Raw genomic sequence first — 14540 nt, 5'->3', positions numbered from 1 at the left:
CGGTTCCGCGGCCCCTGCTTGCAATTCGGGATGCCAGCAGGGGGCTTGTGACTGGTCTAATAGGGGCTTGACCGTCCATTTCGGACGGTATTCATGAGCTCGATGCAAGACAACCCGACCCAAGTCCCCCTGTGGCGCCAGCTGCAAGGGGCTGCTTCCCTGCTGATGGCCGTGCGCGACGGCCAGTCCATGACCGCCGCGCTCGAAGATGTTGACGCCGCGCTGCGCCCCGGCGTGCAGTCGCTGGGCTTTCACACCCTGCGCTGGCTGGGCCGCGCCGAGGCCTTGCGCCAGCAACTGGCCCGCCGCCCGCCGCCGCCCGAGGCCGACGCCTTGCTCTGCGTGGCCCTGGCGCTGATCTGGACCGAACACGACGCACCCTACACATCGCACACCCTGGTCGACCAGGCCGTGGAGGCCGCCAAGCGCGGTGACGCCACGCAGCACCAGGCCAGCTTCATCAACGGCTGCCTGCGCCGATTCCTGCGTGAACGCGATGAGCTGGTGGCACGCAGCGAAAAAAGCCCCCAGGCCGTCTGGAACCACCCACAGTGGTGGATAGACCGGGTACGCAAAGACCATCCCGGGGAGTGGCAGGCCATCCTGCAGGCCAACAACAGCCGCGCGCCGCTGATCCTGCGGGTCAATGAGCGCAAAACGACGCAGGCCGGTTATCTTCAGGTCTTGGCGTCGGCCCAAATCGACGCCGCGCCGGTGGGTCAATACGGCGTGATCCTGGCCTCTGCGCGCCCCGTGACCGGCCTGCCCGGCTTTGCCGAGGGGCATTTTTCGGTGCAGGATGCCGCCGCCCAGCTGGCCGCCCCCCTGCTGCTGGAGGGGCTGGCCGTCCCGGCCGGGGACCATGCCCGGCTCAATATCCTTGACGCCTGCGCCGCTCCCGGCGGCAAAACCGCCCATCTGCTGGAAATCGCCGACTGCGAGGTGACGGCGCTGGACATAGACGCCCGCCGCTGCGAACGTGTGGCGCAAAACCTGAAGCGCCTGGGCTTGCGGGCCGATATCAAGGTGGGCGACGCCGGCAAACCCGACGGCTGGTGGGATGGCCGGCTGTACGACGGCATCCTGCTGGACGCCCCTTGCACCGCTTCCGGCATCGTGCGGCGCCATCCCGACGTGCGCTGGCTGCGCCGGCCCACGGACATCCCCCAGCTGGCCGCCATCCAGGCGAAGCTGCTCGAAACGCTCTGGCCCCTGCTCAAGCCGGGCGCGCGCCTGCTGTACTGCACCTGCTCGGTTTTTCGCGCGGAAGGCGACAACCAGCTGCAAACGTTTCTTACGCACCACACCGATGCCTCATTAAGGCCATCGCCGGGGCATTTGCTGCCCCAAAGTGGCGTGGAAGCGACGGTCTTCCCGGACAATTTGATGCGTGAGCACGACGGTTTTTATTACGCACTCCTTGAAAAACGCGGCCGCTGACAGGCGCCGGCGCCTCGGCTATGCCGCTGCGCGCTGGCTATTGGGTGTTTGCCTCCTGGTGCTGCTGGCCTGGGCGCCCGTGCCGGCCCTGGCCACCGAAATCACGCAGCTGCGCGTGGAGCGCGGCGAGGACGGCGTGCACCTGTCCGCCCTGGTCCGTTTCGACCTTCCGCCGGTGGTGGAAGACGCCCTGCTCAAGGGCATCCCGATGTTTTTTGTGGTCGAGGCCGACATCTACCGCGACCGCTGGTACTGGACCGACCCGCGCGTGGCCAGCGCCGCCCGCACCATACGCCTGGCCTACCAGCCGCTGACCCGCCGCTGGCGCGTCAACATCGCGTCCGGGTTGATCGCCAGCTCCTCCGGCCTGCGCGCCACGCTGAACCAGAATTACGAAACCCTGCCCGAGGCCCTGTCGGCCATCCAGCGCGTGGCCCGCTGGAAGATCGGCGATGCCGGTGACGTGGACCCGGAAGCTTCGTACAAGCTGGATTTCAGCTTCAGGCTGGACCTGTCCCAGCTGCCGCGGCCTTTCCAGATCGGTGTGGCCGGCCAGCGCGACTGGAATATCTCCGCGCAGGTCAAGGACAGGCTCAGGCTGGAGCCCGCCGCACCCCCGGGCGCCCCCGCGGCCCCCGGCACCGAGGCGACCAAGTGAACCTGCAGGTCAGCGGCGGCTCCCTCAAGAGCAGCAAGGCCTTTCGCTGGACTGTCGGTGTCGGAATAGGCGCCATCGTGGCGCTGGGCCTGGTGCTGATGTTTTTGCTCACGCAGGCCACCGGCAACCGCGAGCTCTACGAACGCAATTACGCGCTGCTGCTGGTGCTCAACGTGGCCGTCGCGGGCCTGTTGCTGCTGGTGATCGGCTGGATCGTCGCGCGCCTGTTGCTGCGCTTGCGCCGCGGGCGTTTCGGTAGCCGCCTGCTGGTCAAGCTCGCGGCCATTTTCGCGCTGGTCGGCCTGATGCCGGGGCTGATGATTTATGTGGTGTCTTACCAGTTCGTTTCGCGCTCCATTGAAAGCTGGTTCGATGTGGAGGTCGAAGGCGCCCTGGCCGCGGGCCTGAATCTGGGCCGTGCCACGCTGGACACGCTGGCGGCCGACCTCGGCAACAAGACGCGCCAGGCCGCTACGCAGATCGCCGAGACGCCCGACTCCATGGCCGGCCTGGCGCTCGAGCGCCTGCGCGACCAGCTGCAGGCCAGCGACGTCGTACTGTGGAGCCCCTCGGGCCAGGTCATCGCCAGCGCCGGTGAATCGCGGTTTTTGCTCAAGCCCGAACGCCCCTCGGTGCAGCAGCTGCGCAGCGCGCGTACGCAGCGCGTCGTCACGCAGATCGAGGGCCTGGACGAGGTCGTATCCGCCGGCAATGGGGAGCTGACGGCGGGCGCGGCCGGCGGGCCCGCCGCCAACGCCGGCACCGCGCCGCGCGTCAAGGCCATCGCCGTGGTGAACAACCCCAACGTGGCCGTGCTGGGCGATTCCCGGTTTCTGCAGGTGACCCAGCTGCTGCCCGAAGGCCTGGTGGCCAACGCCATCGCCGTGCAGGAGGCCAACCGCGAATACCAGGAACGCGCGCTGGCGCGCGGCGGCCTGCGCAAAATGTACATAGGTACACTCACGCTCAGCCTGTTCCTGGCGGTGTTCGGCGCGGTGCTGCTGGCCGTGGTGCTGGGCAACCAGCTGGCCAAGCCGCTGCTGGTGCTGGCCGAAGGCGTGCGCCAGGTGGCCCAGGGCGACCTGACGCCCAAGGCCGCGCTGCAGGGCAAGGACGAGCTGGGCGGGCTCACGCGCTCTTTTGCCGACATGACGCAGCAGCTGTCCGATGCCCGCACGGCGGTGCAGCAAAGCATGAGCCAGGTCGACGCCGCGCGCGCCAACCTGCAGACCATCCTGGACAATCTCACTGCCGGCGTCATCGTGCTGGACGTGCGCGGCCGCATCCAGTCCAGCAACCCCGGCGCCACGCGCATCTTGCGCGCGCCCCTGGCGGCCTACCACGGCAAGTCGCTGGGCGAAGTCCCGGGGCTGGGCGTGTTCGCCAAGGACGTGCTGGCCCAGTTCGCCGACTACCTCAGCGACAACGCGCCGCACGGGCTGGAACACTGGCAGCAGTCGTTTGAACTCAACGCGGCCATGCCCGGCTCGCCCGACAACGCCATCACGCTGATCGCGCGCGGTGCAAAAATGCCCGGCACCGAGGAGTTTTTATTGGTGTTCGACGACATCTCGGAAATGGTTTCGGCCCAGCGCGCGCAGGCCTGGGGCGAGGTGGCGCGCCGGCTGGCGCATGAAATCAAGAACCCGCTCACACCCATCCAGCTGTCGGCCGAGCGCCTGGAAATGAAACTCACCGGCAAGGTAGGCGAAACCGAGCAGTTGCTGCTCACCAAGTCCGTCAAGACCATCGTCGACCAGGTCGATGCCATGAAGCGGCTGGTCAACGAGTTCCGCGACTACGCCCGGCTGCCGGCGGCCGAACTCAAGCCGGTGGACCTCAACGCCCTGATCAACGACGTCACGCAGTTGTACCTGCACGACAGCCACAGCGACGGCCACGGCGGCCAGCGCCGTGACGGCTCGGCCGCCGTGCCCGTCGTCGCCGAACTCGACCCCAAAGCCCCGCTGATACAGGGCGACGCCCAGCAACTGCGCCAGGTCATCCACAACCTGCTGCAGAATGCGCAGGACGCCCAGGAAGGCAAAGAGGGCGCGCGCGTCACCCTCAAGACCGAATACTCCGAAGCCTCCAAACGGGTGCGCCTGAGCGTGCGCGACAACGGCACCGGTTTCCCCGAGCACATCCTCAAACGCGCCTTCGAGCCCTACGTCACCACCAAGGTCAAGGGCACGGGGCTGGGGTTGGCGGTGGTCAAAAAAATCGCCGACGAACACGGTGCGCGTGTCGATATTTCGAACCGTGTGGTGGACGGCGCGGTGCAAGGTGCGCAAGTGTCGTTATCATTTGCAGTTGTGGCATAACAACACATTCAGTAACACTTCGGGTTTCGGATCCGTACGGCATCGCAACAACAACAGGCAGGCAGCAATTCAATCATGGCAAATATTCTGGTGGTCGACGACGAGCTGGGCATACGCGACCTACTCTCAGAAATTCTCAATGACGAAGGGCATCAGGTCGAGCTCGCCGAGAATGCGGCGCAAGCCCGCGCGGCCCGCAGCCGCTCCAGGCCCGACCTGGTGCTGCTGGACATCTGGATGCCCGACACCGACGGTGTGACATTGCTCAAGGAGTGGTCCTCCAGCGGCCTGCTCACCATGCCCGTCATCATGATGAGCGGCCACGCCACCATAGACACCGCCGTCGAGGCCACGAAGATAGGCGCGATGGCCTTTCTGGAAAAACCCATCACCCTGCAAAAGCTGCTCAAAGCGGTGGAGCAGGGCCTCAGCAAGACAGCCCCGCGCAAACCCAGCACCCTGAGCGGCAACTCCGCGCTGCCCGCGGCCGAACTCACGGTGGAAGCGGTGATGACCGGCGGCACACTGCCGGCGCCTGTGGACCTCGGCCCCCAAGCCACGCAAAGCTTCCTGCTCGAAAAACCACTGCGCGACGCGCGCGATGAGTTTGAAAAGGCCTACTTTGAATTCCACCTCGCCAAGGAAGGCGGCTCCATGACCCGCGTCGCCGAAAAAACCGGCCTGGAGCGCACCCACCTGTACCGCAAGCTGAAGCAGCTGGGTGTCGATCTCACGCGCGGAAAGCGCGGCATCTAAGCCTTTCCGGGTCCCCCTTTTTGCTGATATATAATCTGAGGCTCAGGCCCGGTAGCTCAGTCGGTAGAGCAGAGGATTGAAAATCCTTGTGTCGGTGGTTCGATTCCGCCCCAGGCCACCAGATGCGCAAGCCCTTGATTCTTAACGGACTCAAGGGCTTTTTTGTTTCTGGTGTGCCGCTCTCCTTGCGATGGGATTGGGCCCATACACCGCGGCAACACTTGGGTTCGCGGGATCGGTGAGTTTCCGGGAGCGCCACAGTCTCTCATCGACGCCTGTAAGATGCCGCATTAGTGTCGTCCTGTATCTCGGCAGAAGGCTTGGCCGGGCTCATTGCAGAGTGCCGGCGGCCTATTGGTAGTGTCGCGCAACAATGGCTTCAAGGCTTTGTCGATGAATTTTCAGCTTAGCAGCCAATACCAGGAATTCAATTGAAATATCACGTTTCACACATAGCCTTCAATGGAGAGGCGTCTGGGTTAAAGGCCTACGAAGAAGTAGTTGAGTCCGTCATATGGGGTCTGCGTGAGTTGGGGCACACGGTGGAGTCCGGCGTAGACACTTTCTCTCAATCGGCAACGAACATCATCTTTGGCGCTCAGATGCTTGAGATGGACGTAGTAAGCAAGCTGCCGCCCTCCACCATTGTTTATAACTTCGAGCAAATTCGAGGCGCAACTTTGCTGAAACCGCCCCTGGCTTATGCCGCAGCGAATTTCAAAATATGGGATTACAGTGAAGGCAATGCGGATGTGTGGAAGAAACTCAATGCAGATTGCCGGATCGTGCCGCTGGGTTATGCGGAACCCCTGACGCGAATTCCCAAAGCGTCGATACAAGACATTGATGTTCTGATGTACGGAGCACCCGGACCCGATCGGCTGGATGCCTTCCATCATCTGTGCCATTTTGGGCTCAAGACAGTTTTTGTGTGCGGTCTGTATGGGGCTGCGCGGGATGAGTTAATTGCGCGATCAAAACTCATCGTGAACATCAATCTCTCGGCAAAAAAAATATTTGAAATCGTCCGCGTTTCTTATCTGTTGGCCAACCGCAAAGCTGTAGTGGCCGATATTGATCCGGAAACTTGTATTGAGGAGGATATTCGCGCCGGAATCTGCGTGGTGTCCCCGTCAAAGCTTGTTGAGGAGTGCCACGACATTGTCAACAATGAGAATCGCCGCAAAGCTCTGGAGGAATCTGGATTTGAGACCTTTCGGAACCGGGACATAAGGCCTATTCTTGAGGCCGCTTTGGCGGCGTGAGACCAAGCCGACGGCCGCATAGGTCATTGTGCTTTCTGTTCCATCAAGAGAGCCTCTCAAAGGAACGCCACTTCGTCTGAGGCGATCGGCAGGCACGCACGGCAAAACCTCCTGTAGCGCAAGCGCTGCGGGAGGTTCGGTGGTTGTTAACGGCCTGTGGCGCAGTCGCTTCGAACCGTGGCCCGGCAATCAACCGCGCGTAGGGCGCTTACTGAACGACAGAGTAGTCGCGATCCAGCGCCGCGGCCGACACTCTCGTGCCGATTTCGGCCTTCACTTCAGCGCGCGTCTTGCCGCTGACGGGTGCCGTGTAGACGTCCTGGTAGGTCGGGCCGATGTTTGCGGAATAACCTTCGCGCTGGGCTTGTGCCAGTTCGGCGCGCACTTCGGCGCGGGTCTTGGTGCTGACCGATTTCACCTGGTCTTGGGGAAACGGATCGCGGCCTTCGGCGAAGCTGCTGGCGGAGCCGAAGAAGGCGAGTGCGGAGACGGCAAGAATGGAAGCGGAGACAAGATTCGATTTCATGATGAATTTCCTTTAGATCAGTTTTTGAAAAATCCGGTCGGACGGGCTGTCTGCCCGAGGGGCCTTCCTCGCTGAGTCGCTGTTATGAATGTGGCTCACCGATGCATAGAATCTTGTTGCGCCAGACGTATAGACAAGTGCGTGTTTTTAGAACATTCCATTGCCCGAACTGGAACAATGAATGCGTGACAACGCGGAACTTTTTTTCTGAAAGAGTTTTGAAAGCATCGCGTCAAGAACGGATGCACCTCTCATTGCGCATGGCGAAATTCAAATGGCTTTGAATCCGCACCGGAGCTGCGGGCAGGGCTTGTGCACGCGATGCACAGCCTTGTTGCCTAAGTGGGGATGGCTGGCCGGTCTTCCATGCCGGCGAGCTCTCGTGCAGGAACTTTATTCCGTCCGTGCTTCCATCTTCTTGATCACCTTGCGTGTGTACTCGGTCATGAACTCGAGGAACACGCTGGTCCGCACGGGAATGAACTTGCGGCTGGGCAGCGCCGCGTACAAGGTGTTGGTGCCGGTGATCCAGGGCGAGAGGATGCGCTGCAGCGCGCCGCTGTTGAGGTGGTTGGCCACCAGGTCTATGGACTGGCTCATGATGCCGGCGCCGTCCACGCAGGCGCGTATCAGCGTGTCGGAGTGGTTGACCAGCATGCTGGGCTCGATCTGCACTTCGACGACGCGCTTGCCTTCACCGGGGTTGGTCAGGCGCCAGATGCGGTGCCGGTTTGCGGCCTGCTTGACGCGCAGGCAATGGTGTTGCGGCAGGTCTTCGGGCTGCGCCGGCGTGCCGTTGCGGCGCAGGTAGTCGGGCGAGGCGCAGAGGACGCCGTCGGACGAGGCGATGGGCCGCGCGATGATGTTGGCGTCGAAGGTGTCGGCGGCGCCCAGCAGCGTGAGGTCGTAGTCTTCCACCGGCGGCACCAGCGGCGAGTCGACATGGATGTCGAGCACGACCTTGGGATAACGCCGGCCGAACTCGGCCACCAGCGGCGCCAGCACGTGCACCGCGAACACCGGCGGCGTCATGATGCGGATGGTGCCGGACATCTCCTGCGCATGGGCCTGGGCGGCGGCATGCGCCTCGTCGATGTCGTTCAGGATGTGCCGCACGCGGGCCAGGTAGGTTTCGCCGGCGTCCGTCAGCGCCAGGCGCCGGGTGGTGCGCTGCAGCAGCCGCACGCCCAGGTGGTCTTCCAGGTCGCCGACCAAGCGGGTCACCACGGCGGACGACATGTCGAATTTGCGCGCCGCAGCGGCAAAACTGCCGTCGTCCACCACCTGCTGGAAGACGCGCATTGATTGGAGACGGTCCATGGTTAACCCCTATATAACAGCTTCATTGTTGTTGATTTAACAGCAATGTATTGTTGAAATTGCTATTTTTTGATTAATTTAACAGGAATACAGTTCATACATCGATGAGCCGAAGCCCCTTACAAGGCGACTCACCGAGGCTGGACAGACGGGGAGATGAGCCCGCCATGCCCGGAACGTCACTTTAACTTTTGAGAGGATATTCATCATGAAATCGAACTTTGTTGCCGCCGCTGTTGTTGCCGTTGCCGCCCTGACTTCCGTGGCCGCTTCCGCTGAAACCTTCAACTCCTACCTGTACGACCAGATGAAGGCGCCCGTGACCAAAACCCGCGCTGAAGTCAAAGCTGAAGCCGTACAAGCTCAGGGCGTCAATTCCGCCTCCAGCTACAACGGTGCGGCTGCCCAGCAAAACCTGGCCGCTCCCCGTGCCGAAAAGACCGGCGCTGCTCCCCAGGCTGCCGCTGAGTTGGTGAAGACCTCCGCCCAATAAGCGCCGCGGTTTAGCCAAGCCAATGGCCAACGCCCCGAAACCCGCAAGGGTTCCGGGGCGTTGGCACGTGTGGCGTGTGGGCTTGGCGCTCAGCCCAACGGCGCCCAGTGGTTGTCCAGGCGCAGGTCTGTGAGTGGTGACGCACGGGTGGCGCCCCGGCTGTCCTGTGTGAGCGCGGCCAGCCGGCCGGCGGCCCACAGGCTGGGCCCGCCGCCCGGCGCCGGCGCTGCTGCCAGCGCGCAGGCCTCCTGCAGCGGCAGGAAGCCGGTCCAGCGGCCGTCGGCGCGCCACAGCGCCACGCCGTTGGCGCGCGGGCAGCTCACCGCAAAACCGCCGGCAACGTGGGCGATGTCACCGCCGTAGCCCGCGAGCAACTGGCCGGGGCCCGCGGCGTGCGTTTGCAGGCGCTGCCCGTCAAACACCGCCAGCACGGGCGCGGCGGCTTTGGTGGCCGCGTCGTCGTGTTCGGCCTGCAGCGCGATGCCCAGCAGGCGCCGGCCTTGCGTACCGCCGGATGCGGGCTCGCCCCAGGCGATGTGGCGCAGGCTCAGGCGCTTGTCGGCCACGCGCCACTGGCCCAGCAGCGCGCCGCTGTGGGTGTCCAGCCGCACCAGCGAAGCGTCCATGCGGTCCATGTGAATCTTGAGCCGGCCGGTTTCGGGCAGGGCCGGAATGCCGCCGTTGGCCACCATGAGGCTGCCGTCGCTGTCCAGCAGCAGCTCGTGCGGGTCCATGCCGTGGGTCGTCCATTCGCCGGTTTTTTCCAGCGTGGCGGCATCGCGCAGGCCTATCAGGCCTTCGCCCGTTTCCAGGTTGGTTTCGGTGGTGTAGAGCAGCTTGCCGTCGCGGCTGGCGACCACATGGCCGTTGAAGGCGCGGTCGGGTTCTATCCAGCCCCAGGCAATCGCCTTGCCGCCACCGCTTGCATCGGGCTTCCAGCGCAGCAGCCAGTCGCCGGGCCGGCGCGCCACCGCCAGCAAGGTGCCGCCGGCTTCGGCCCACATGCCGTGGGCGCGTGTCGGCACGTCGAGCGCGGCGCTCACGCCCAGTGCCGCGCCCTGCTGCGCGAGCACACCGACCTGGTAGCCGTCGCGGCCTTCCCAGGCCGTGACCAATCGCGGCGTGCGCGCCGCAGCCATGGCGGGCATTGCCAGGGGCGCGGCCAGCGAGGCGGCGAAGGCCAGCCACTGGCGGCGTTGCAAGCTGAAGGGCCCGGTCATCCCGTCAATCGCCGTCGGCGTCCGAAAAACCAATGCTGACTTCGAGGGCGGGCGCGATCTCGGCCTCGGTGAGTTTTTTCAGGTCGGCCAGCGAACGCCCGGCGGCGGTGATGCCGGCGCGGTTCGCGGGCGACGCATTCTGCAGCGCCTTGTCGGCCTTGCCCACGCTTTGCGCCAGCAGGTCGGCAGGCTCGTTGCGGCCAAGGCCGCGCAAGTAAGTTTCAATCGGCGCCAGGCCGGTGCCGGGCCGCGGCGCTTCAGCGGCTTGCGAGGCGCCCAGCGTGCGCAGCGCCTGCCATTGCGCGGCCCAGCGCGCGGCCGTCTGGCCGCTGGCGCTGCGCGCATAGGCCACGGCGTTGCGGCCGCCTTGCGCGCTGCCCGCGAGGCGCGGTTTTTCCATCTCGGCCCAGCGCAGGCGTTCCAGCGCGCCTGCCCACTGGTTGACGAGTTCGCTCATCGCGGGGCCCTGGGTTTGTTCGGCTTCGCCGGGCGGGCGCGCGGCGAGCTCGGCAAACGCCTTGGCCAAGGCATCGGCCTCGCGCTGGATGTCGGCGGCCACCTGCACCGCATAGCGGCAGGCCGGCGTGGCCGGGGCGATGGCTTGGGTCCACAGCAGCCACTCCAGCGCCGGCAAGCCCTTGGCCGGCGTGCCTATGCTTTCCATGGCGGTGGCGTCTTGCGGGGCGGTTTGAATCGCGCGCTTGATGAGCTCGGGCCGCGTCGGCGTGAAGTCGATCTGGCGCGTGGAACGCCGCTGCACCAGCGGGCCGACCTGCACGCCGCTCAGGCGGTCCCAGGAGATGGCGGTGGCTTTCCAGCGCTCGCGGGCTTGCTCCAGTTTGGGCGTTGCGGCGTCCGCGGTTGCATCGCAGACCGCGGAGATCGCGCTGGGCAGGCCTGCGGCCTGCTCGGCAAACGCGGCGGCTTGCGGCGCGTACCAGAAGCGGTAGGCGCCGCGCATGAAATCGCCCGCCGTGTAAAACGGCACGGCGACGTTGGAGGCGACGGTTTGCGCGTGCGCTGCGCTGCCGGCCAGCAGCGCAGCGCCGGCGAAGGCGAGCAGCACTTTGCGCAACGACGGCTTCAGTTTGGTGGCGATTGGCTTCATCGGTATATGCCTTTCGTTTGTGCGTTCAGGCAATGCGTGAGTTAAACGCTCACAGCGTTACAGCGACTCCAGGAACTTCACCAGCGCGGCGCGTTCCCGCGCATTCATTTGCAGGACTTTGTCCTTGCTGGCCCTGGCCTCGCCGTCGTGCCAGAGCACGGCCTCGAGCGCACCGCGCGCGCGGCCGTCGTGCAGCAGGCGGTTGTGGCCGTTCACGTCGGGCACCAGGCCCAGGCCCCACAGCGGCGGCGTGCGCCACTGGCGGCCGTTGGCCAGGAAGTCGGGCCGGCCGTCGGCCAGGCCTTCGCCCATGTCGTGCAGCAGCAGGTCGGTGTAGGGGTAGATGGCCTGCCCTTGCGCGGCCTTGCTGCCCAGGCGCGGGAAAGGAATCTCCCCGGTGACGTAACTCGGGCGGTGGCAGGCGGCGCATTGGGCTTGCGCAAACAGCTTCTGGCCCTGCACCACCTGCGCATCCTTGGGGTTGCGCCGCGCCGCCGGTGCCAGCGTGCTTTCGTAGAACACCACGTCGTTGAAGGTCTTCTCGTCGATCTCGGGCGCCTTGCCCTGCGCGCCCCGCGGCGCGGCCATGCAGTCTTTCTGCGTGGCCGTGCAGGTTTCGTTGGGGAAGAGCGGCGAGGTGATGCCCATGTCGCCGAGGAAGGCGCCGCCGGTCTGGTGGGCCAGCGTGGCGACGTTGGCCTTCCAGCCGAAGCGTCCCACGCGCATCTGCTGCGCGGGCGCGTCCCACACCTGGTTGACCACACCGCGCACCGGGCCGCCCAGGGCCGCCTGCTCAAGCGCGTTGCGCAAGATTTCGGCCTCTGGAATCGCCTCGAGTAAACCCACGCCGGCCATCTGCGGCGCGATGCGCGGGCTCAGCATCACATCCTTGGCCATGGGGCCGTAGTTGAGCTTGCTGAAACCGTAGCGCGGCTTCTGCAGCTGGTAAGGGGTGCCGTCGGCAAACTTGCCGCGCACCGTCTCATAGCGCAGCGAGATCTGCCCTTCGGGCGTTACGCCCTGAATGGCGAAATTGGAAAACTGGTCGCCGTAGACCGGGTCGGGCAACGGCCCGCCGTGGGCGTCCTTGCCCGGAATCGACAGGCGCAGCAGCAGGCCGACCGGCTGGTCCGACAGGCCGCGCGAAAAGTCCGGCGGCGCGCCGCGGCCGTCCTGCACATGGCAGCCGCCGCAGGAGCGCGCGATGAAGTGCGGGCCTAGCCCGTCGCGCGCGGTGGTCGACGAAGGCGCCTGCACCCAGTTGCGCTTGAAAAACGAATTGCCGATGACAAAGCGTGTGCGCTCCTCGTCGGGCAGGTTGGCCAGCGGAAATGAAAACGCGTTCTGGCCGGTGGCGAACACCGTGGTCTCGCCGCCGGTTTTTTCGTCATCGGGCGCTGCGCCGGCTTGCGCGGGTGGCCCTGCGGCGGCCCAGAAGGCCAGGCCCGCGAGGCTGGTCGCGGCCAGCCCGGCCAACCCCGCCCTAAGGTAGCTTGTGAGGGTCCGGGCCGAGGCGGGGCGGAACACTTAAGGTTTCACCAGGGTCAGCTTGGTGATGCCGGCGGCGTTGGCGGCATCGACCAGGTCCTTGCTTTGCTGCACCAGGCTGTCGATGGTTTTTTGCACGCGCAGGCGGCCGGGCGCATCCTTGGCGCCGACGATCTCGCGGTCAAACGGCGCCTGGATGCCTTCGGCGGCGGCGACCGACGCGGCGATCTGCTTGGTGGTGCGCTCGGCCAGCGCCGGGTTCTTGGCGGCGACCAGGTCGCGCAGCGAGGCGCCCGCGAGGGTGCTGCCGTCGGCGCGCTTGTACTGGCCCAGCCAGGCGTTCTGGATGCCCTTGGCGTTGTTCACCACGTCGCGGTGCGTGTTGTCGGAGAAGCACGAGTGCTCGTCTTCCTGGTCCTGGCTGGCCAGGGCGACTTCCAGGCGTTCGCCGGCGAGTTCACCGCGCGAGAGCGAGCCCAGGCCGACAAAAATCTTGCGCACCGATTCCATGCCGCCGCGCTCGAACTTCGCGCGGTAAGACCCGGCCGTGGGCGCCCAGGCCTTGGTCAGGCTGCGCAGGTCGTCGACCAGCAGCTCGGTCACCACCTGCAGGTACTGGCGGCGGCGGTCGGCGTTGGGTTTTTTGCCGTCCACAAAATCTTCAAACGAGCGGTTGCCCGGGCCGGTGGTGCTCAGGTCCTGGCCCCACAGCAGAAACTCGATCGCATGCCAGCCGGTCGCGATGTTCTCTTCGCCGTTGCGTTCGTTGAGGCTGGCCAACTGCTTCTTGGTGATGGCCACTTTGCGGTTGTTGATGACACCGGCATTGGGCGAGTCTTTCACGTAATCGACGTAGGACTCGTCCATGGGCCAGGCGTTGATGCGGCCTTCGGGGCCGTTTTTGTCGTCGATCGGGCCGCCGTAAAAGCGGAAGGCCTCGGTCTGGCCGTAAAACTCGCGGGCGTCCAGCCAGGCCTTGCGCGCGGCTTTCAGGTTTTCGTCGGAAGGCGTCGTTGCCAGGGCTTGCACTGCTTTTTGCAGCGTCAGGGCGCCGGCCAGCGTGTCCTCATAGCTCGCCAGCACCAGTGCGGCGTAGTGTTTGGCCACGGCCGGGGCCGTCGCGGCCTGCGCGGCGGGCGCCACTGCTGCGGTACCGGCTGCGGCAGGTGCGGGCTGGGCCATGGCGGGCACTGCGAGCAGGGTGAGCAAGGTGGCAATGAGTGCTGGTTTCAGCGCTGGTGTCATGACGGCTCCTGGGTCTGTGAAAGGGCGAAAAAGAAAGAAGGAGCCGCGATTATACAAATGAGAATAGTTATCAATATCACCAACATGGGAAATGCCGGGATATTTCCGCCATGGCTTGACGCAGGTCAAGTGCGGGGCAGATGAAGAAACGCTCACAAAACCCGGCGAAGCGGTCCTGCCAGGGCGGGGCCGGCAGGGGTGGTGCTCAGCGCGGGCGCCGCCCGGCTTTGCGCGCCTCATAGCGCTTCATCAGCGGCGTGACCGAGACGCCGTGCGCGACCACCGAGGCCACGACGACGGCCAGCGTGATGGACAGCAATTGCTGCGCCAGCGCCCGTTCGATGTGGTGGTTGATGGCGTAAAGCAGGTAGTAGAGCGAACCGATGCCGCGTATGCCGAACCAGCTGATCAGGCGGCGCTGCGTGCCCTTGACGGGCGTGCCGAGCAGGCCGAGGTAGACGGCAGCCGGCCGTATCACCAGGAACAGCACGGGGATGAACCACAGCACCTCGGTGCGAAAACGCGTCGTCGCCACCAGCACGCCGACCGCCAGCACGATGGCGACTTCGACAAAACTTTCGAGCTGGCTGTTGAAGCGTTCCACCGCGCGCATCATGTGGGCCGGCGCTTCGGCGCCTGAAGCCTCCTGCTCCGCGGGGCTCAACTCCGGCGAGGCGTTATCGGCGGGCGCCGGGGC

Annotated in this window: 13 protein-coding genes and 1 tRNA gene; 7 read left to right on the top strand and 7 right to left on the bottom strand. The window is 65.3% G+C overall.

The window, feature by feature from the left end:
- Positions 1–93 precede the first annotated feature (93 nt).
- From rsmB to ACLV8F_RS22700, 6 genes are all read left to right on the top strand, one after another.
- Positions 94–1440, top strand: a complete 1347-nt coding sequence (gene rsmB / locus ACLV8F_RS22725; RefSeq protein WP_411886469.1) for a 16S rRNA (cytosine(967)-C(5))-methyltransferase RsmB — start codon at positions 94–96, stop codon at positions 1438–1440.
- Positions 1421–2098, top strand: coding sequence for a DUF4390 domain-containing protein (locus ACLV8F_RS22720; protein ID WP_411886468.1), 678 nt, complete (start codon positions 1421–1423; stop codon positions 2096–2098). The genes rsmB and ACLV8F_RS22720 overlap by 20 nt, the downstream gene beginning before the upstream one ends.
- The gene (locus ACLV8F_RS22715) at positions 2095–4422 is read left to right on the top strand and encodes an ATP-binding protein (protein WP_411886467.1); all 2328 of its coding nucleotides are present in this window, start codon (positions 2095–2097) and stop codon (positions 4420–4422) included. The genes ACLV8F_RS22720 and ACLV8F_RS22715 overlap by 4 nt, the downstream gene beginning before the upstream one ends.
- Positions 4423–4497: 75 nt before the next feature.
- A complete protein-coding gene (locus ACLV8F_RS22710) occupies positions 4498–5178 on the top strand; it encodes a response regulator (RefSeq protein ID WP_411886466.1) in 681 nt (226 codons plus the stop codon).
- A 45-nt stretch (positions 5179–5223) separates the two neighbouring features.
- Positions 5224–5299 (top strand) — tRNA-Phe (locus ACLV8F_RS22705).
- 310 nt (positions 5300–5609) lie between these two features.
- On the top strand, positions 5610–6443 hold the full coding sequence (locus ACLV8F_RS22700) for a hypothetical protein (RefSeq protein WP_411886465.1): 834 nt from the start codon (positions 5610–5612) through the stop codon (positions 6441–6443).
- A gap of 208 nt (positions 6444–6651) precedes the next feature.
- Here ACLV8F_RS22700 and ACLV8F_RS22695 read toward each other — a convergent pair whose 3' ends face one another.
- A complete protein-coding gene (locus tag ACLV8F_RS22695; protein WP_411886464.1) occupies positions 6652–6969 on the bottom strand; it encodes a DUF4148 domain-containing protein in 318 nt (105 codons plus the stop codon).
- 393 nt (positions 6970–7362) lie between these two features.
- Positions 7363–8289, bottom strand: coding sequence for a LysR family transcriptional regulator (locus ACLV8F_RS22690; protein WP_411886463.1), 927 nt, complete (start codon positions 8287–8289; stop codon positions 7363–7365).
- A 208-nt stretch (positions 8290–8497) separates the two neighbouring features.
- On the opposite strand from ACLV8F_RS22690, the gene ACLV8F_RS22685 reads away from it, so the two are divergent.
- Complete coding sequence (locus ACLV8F_RS22685; protein ID WP_411886462.1) at positions 8498–8782, top strand: DUF4148 domain-containing protein; 285 nt, start codon at positions 8498–8500, stop codon at positions 8780–8782.
- An 89-nt stretch (positions 8783–8871) separates the two neighbouring features.
- Here ACLV8F_RS22685 and ACLV8F_RS22680 read toward each other — a convergent pair whose 3' ends face one another.
- The 5 genes from ACLV8F_RS22680 to ACLV8F_RS22660 all read right to left on the bottom strand — a co-directional run.
- On the bottom strand, positions 8872–10002 hold the full coding sequence (locus tag ACLV8F_RS22680) for a DUF1513 domain-containing protein (protein WP_411886461.1): 1131 nt from the start codon (positions 10000–10002) through the stop codon (positions 8872–8874).
- A gap of 4 nt (positions 10003–10006) precedes the next feature.
- Entirely contained in the window at positions 10007–11110 is a 1104-nt protein-coding gene (locus ACLV8F_RS22675) for an imelysin family protein (protein WP_411886460.1), read from the bottom strand.
- 57 nt (positions 11111–11167) lie between these two features.
- A complete protein-coding gene (locus ACLV8F_RS22670; RefSeq protein ID WP_411886459.1) occupies positions 11168–12637 on the bottom strand; it encodes a di-heme oxidoredictase family protein in 1470 nt (489 codons plus the stop codon).
- Complete coding sequence (locus ACLV8F_RS22665) at positions 12638–13843, bottom strand: imelysin family protein (protein WP_411886458.1); 1206 nt, start codon at positions 13841–13843, stop codon at positions 12638–12640.
- Positions 13844–14048: 205 nt separating this feature from the next.
- A partial coding sequence (locus tag ACLV8F_RS22660; RefSeq protein WP_411886457.1) for a cation:proton antiporter occupies positions 14049–14540 on the bottom strand: 492 nt, incomplete at its 5' end.

This window comes from Polaromonas sp. YR568 (assembly GCF_943369675.1).
Lineage (GTDB): Bacteria > Pseudomonadota > Gammaproteobacteria > Burkholderiales > Burkholderiaceae_C > Polaromonas.
This window is presented reverse-complemented; position numbering and strand designations above follow the sequence as displayed.

Coding starts and splice junctions, on each gene's coding strand:
- rsmB (WP_411886469.1), top strand. CDS start 94: ATGAGCTCGATGCAAGACAACCCGACCCAAGTCCCCCTGTGGCGCCAG.
- ACLV8F_RS22710 (WP_411886466.1), top strand. CDS start 4,498: ATGGCAAATATTCTGGTGGTCGACGACGAGCTGGGCATACGCGACCTA.
- ACLV8F_RS22695 (WP_411886464.1), bottom strand. CDS start 6,969: ATGAAATCGAATCTTGTCTCCGCTTCCATTCTTGCCGTCTCCGCACTC.
- ACLV8F_RS22690 (WP_411886463.1), bottom strand. CDS start 8,289: ATGGACCGTCTCCAATCAATGCGCGTCTTCCAGCAGGTGGTGGACGAC.
- ACLV8F_RS22685 (WP_411886462.1), top strand. CDS start 8,498: ATGAAATCGAACTTTGTTGCCGCCGCTGTTGTTGCCGTTGCCGCCCTG.
- ACLV8F_RS22680 (WP_411886461.1), bottom strand. CDS start 10,002: ATGACCGGGCCCTTCAGCTTGCAACGCCGCCAGTGGCTGGCCTTCGCC.
- ACLV8F_RS22675 (WP_411886460.1), bottom strand. CDS start 11,110: ATGAAGCCAATCGCCACCAAACTGAAGCCGTCGTTGCGCAAAGTGCTG.
- ACLV8F_RS22665 (WP_411886458.1), bottom strand. CDS start 13,843: ATGACACCAGCGCTGAAACCAGCACTCATTGCCACCTTGCTCACCCTG.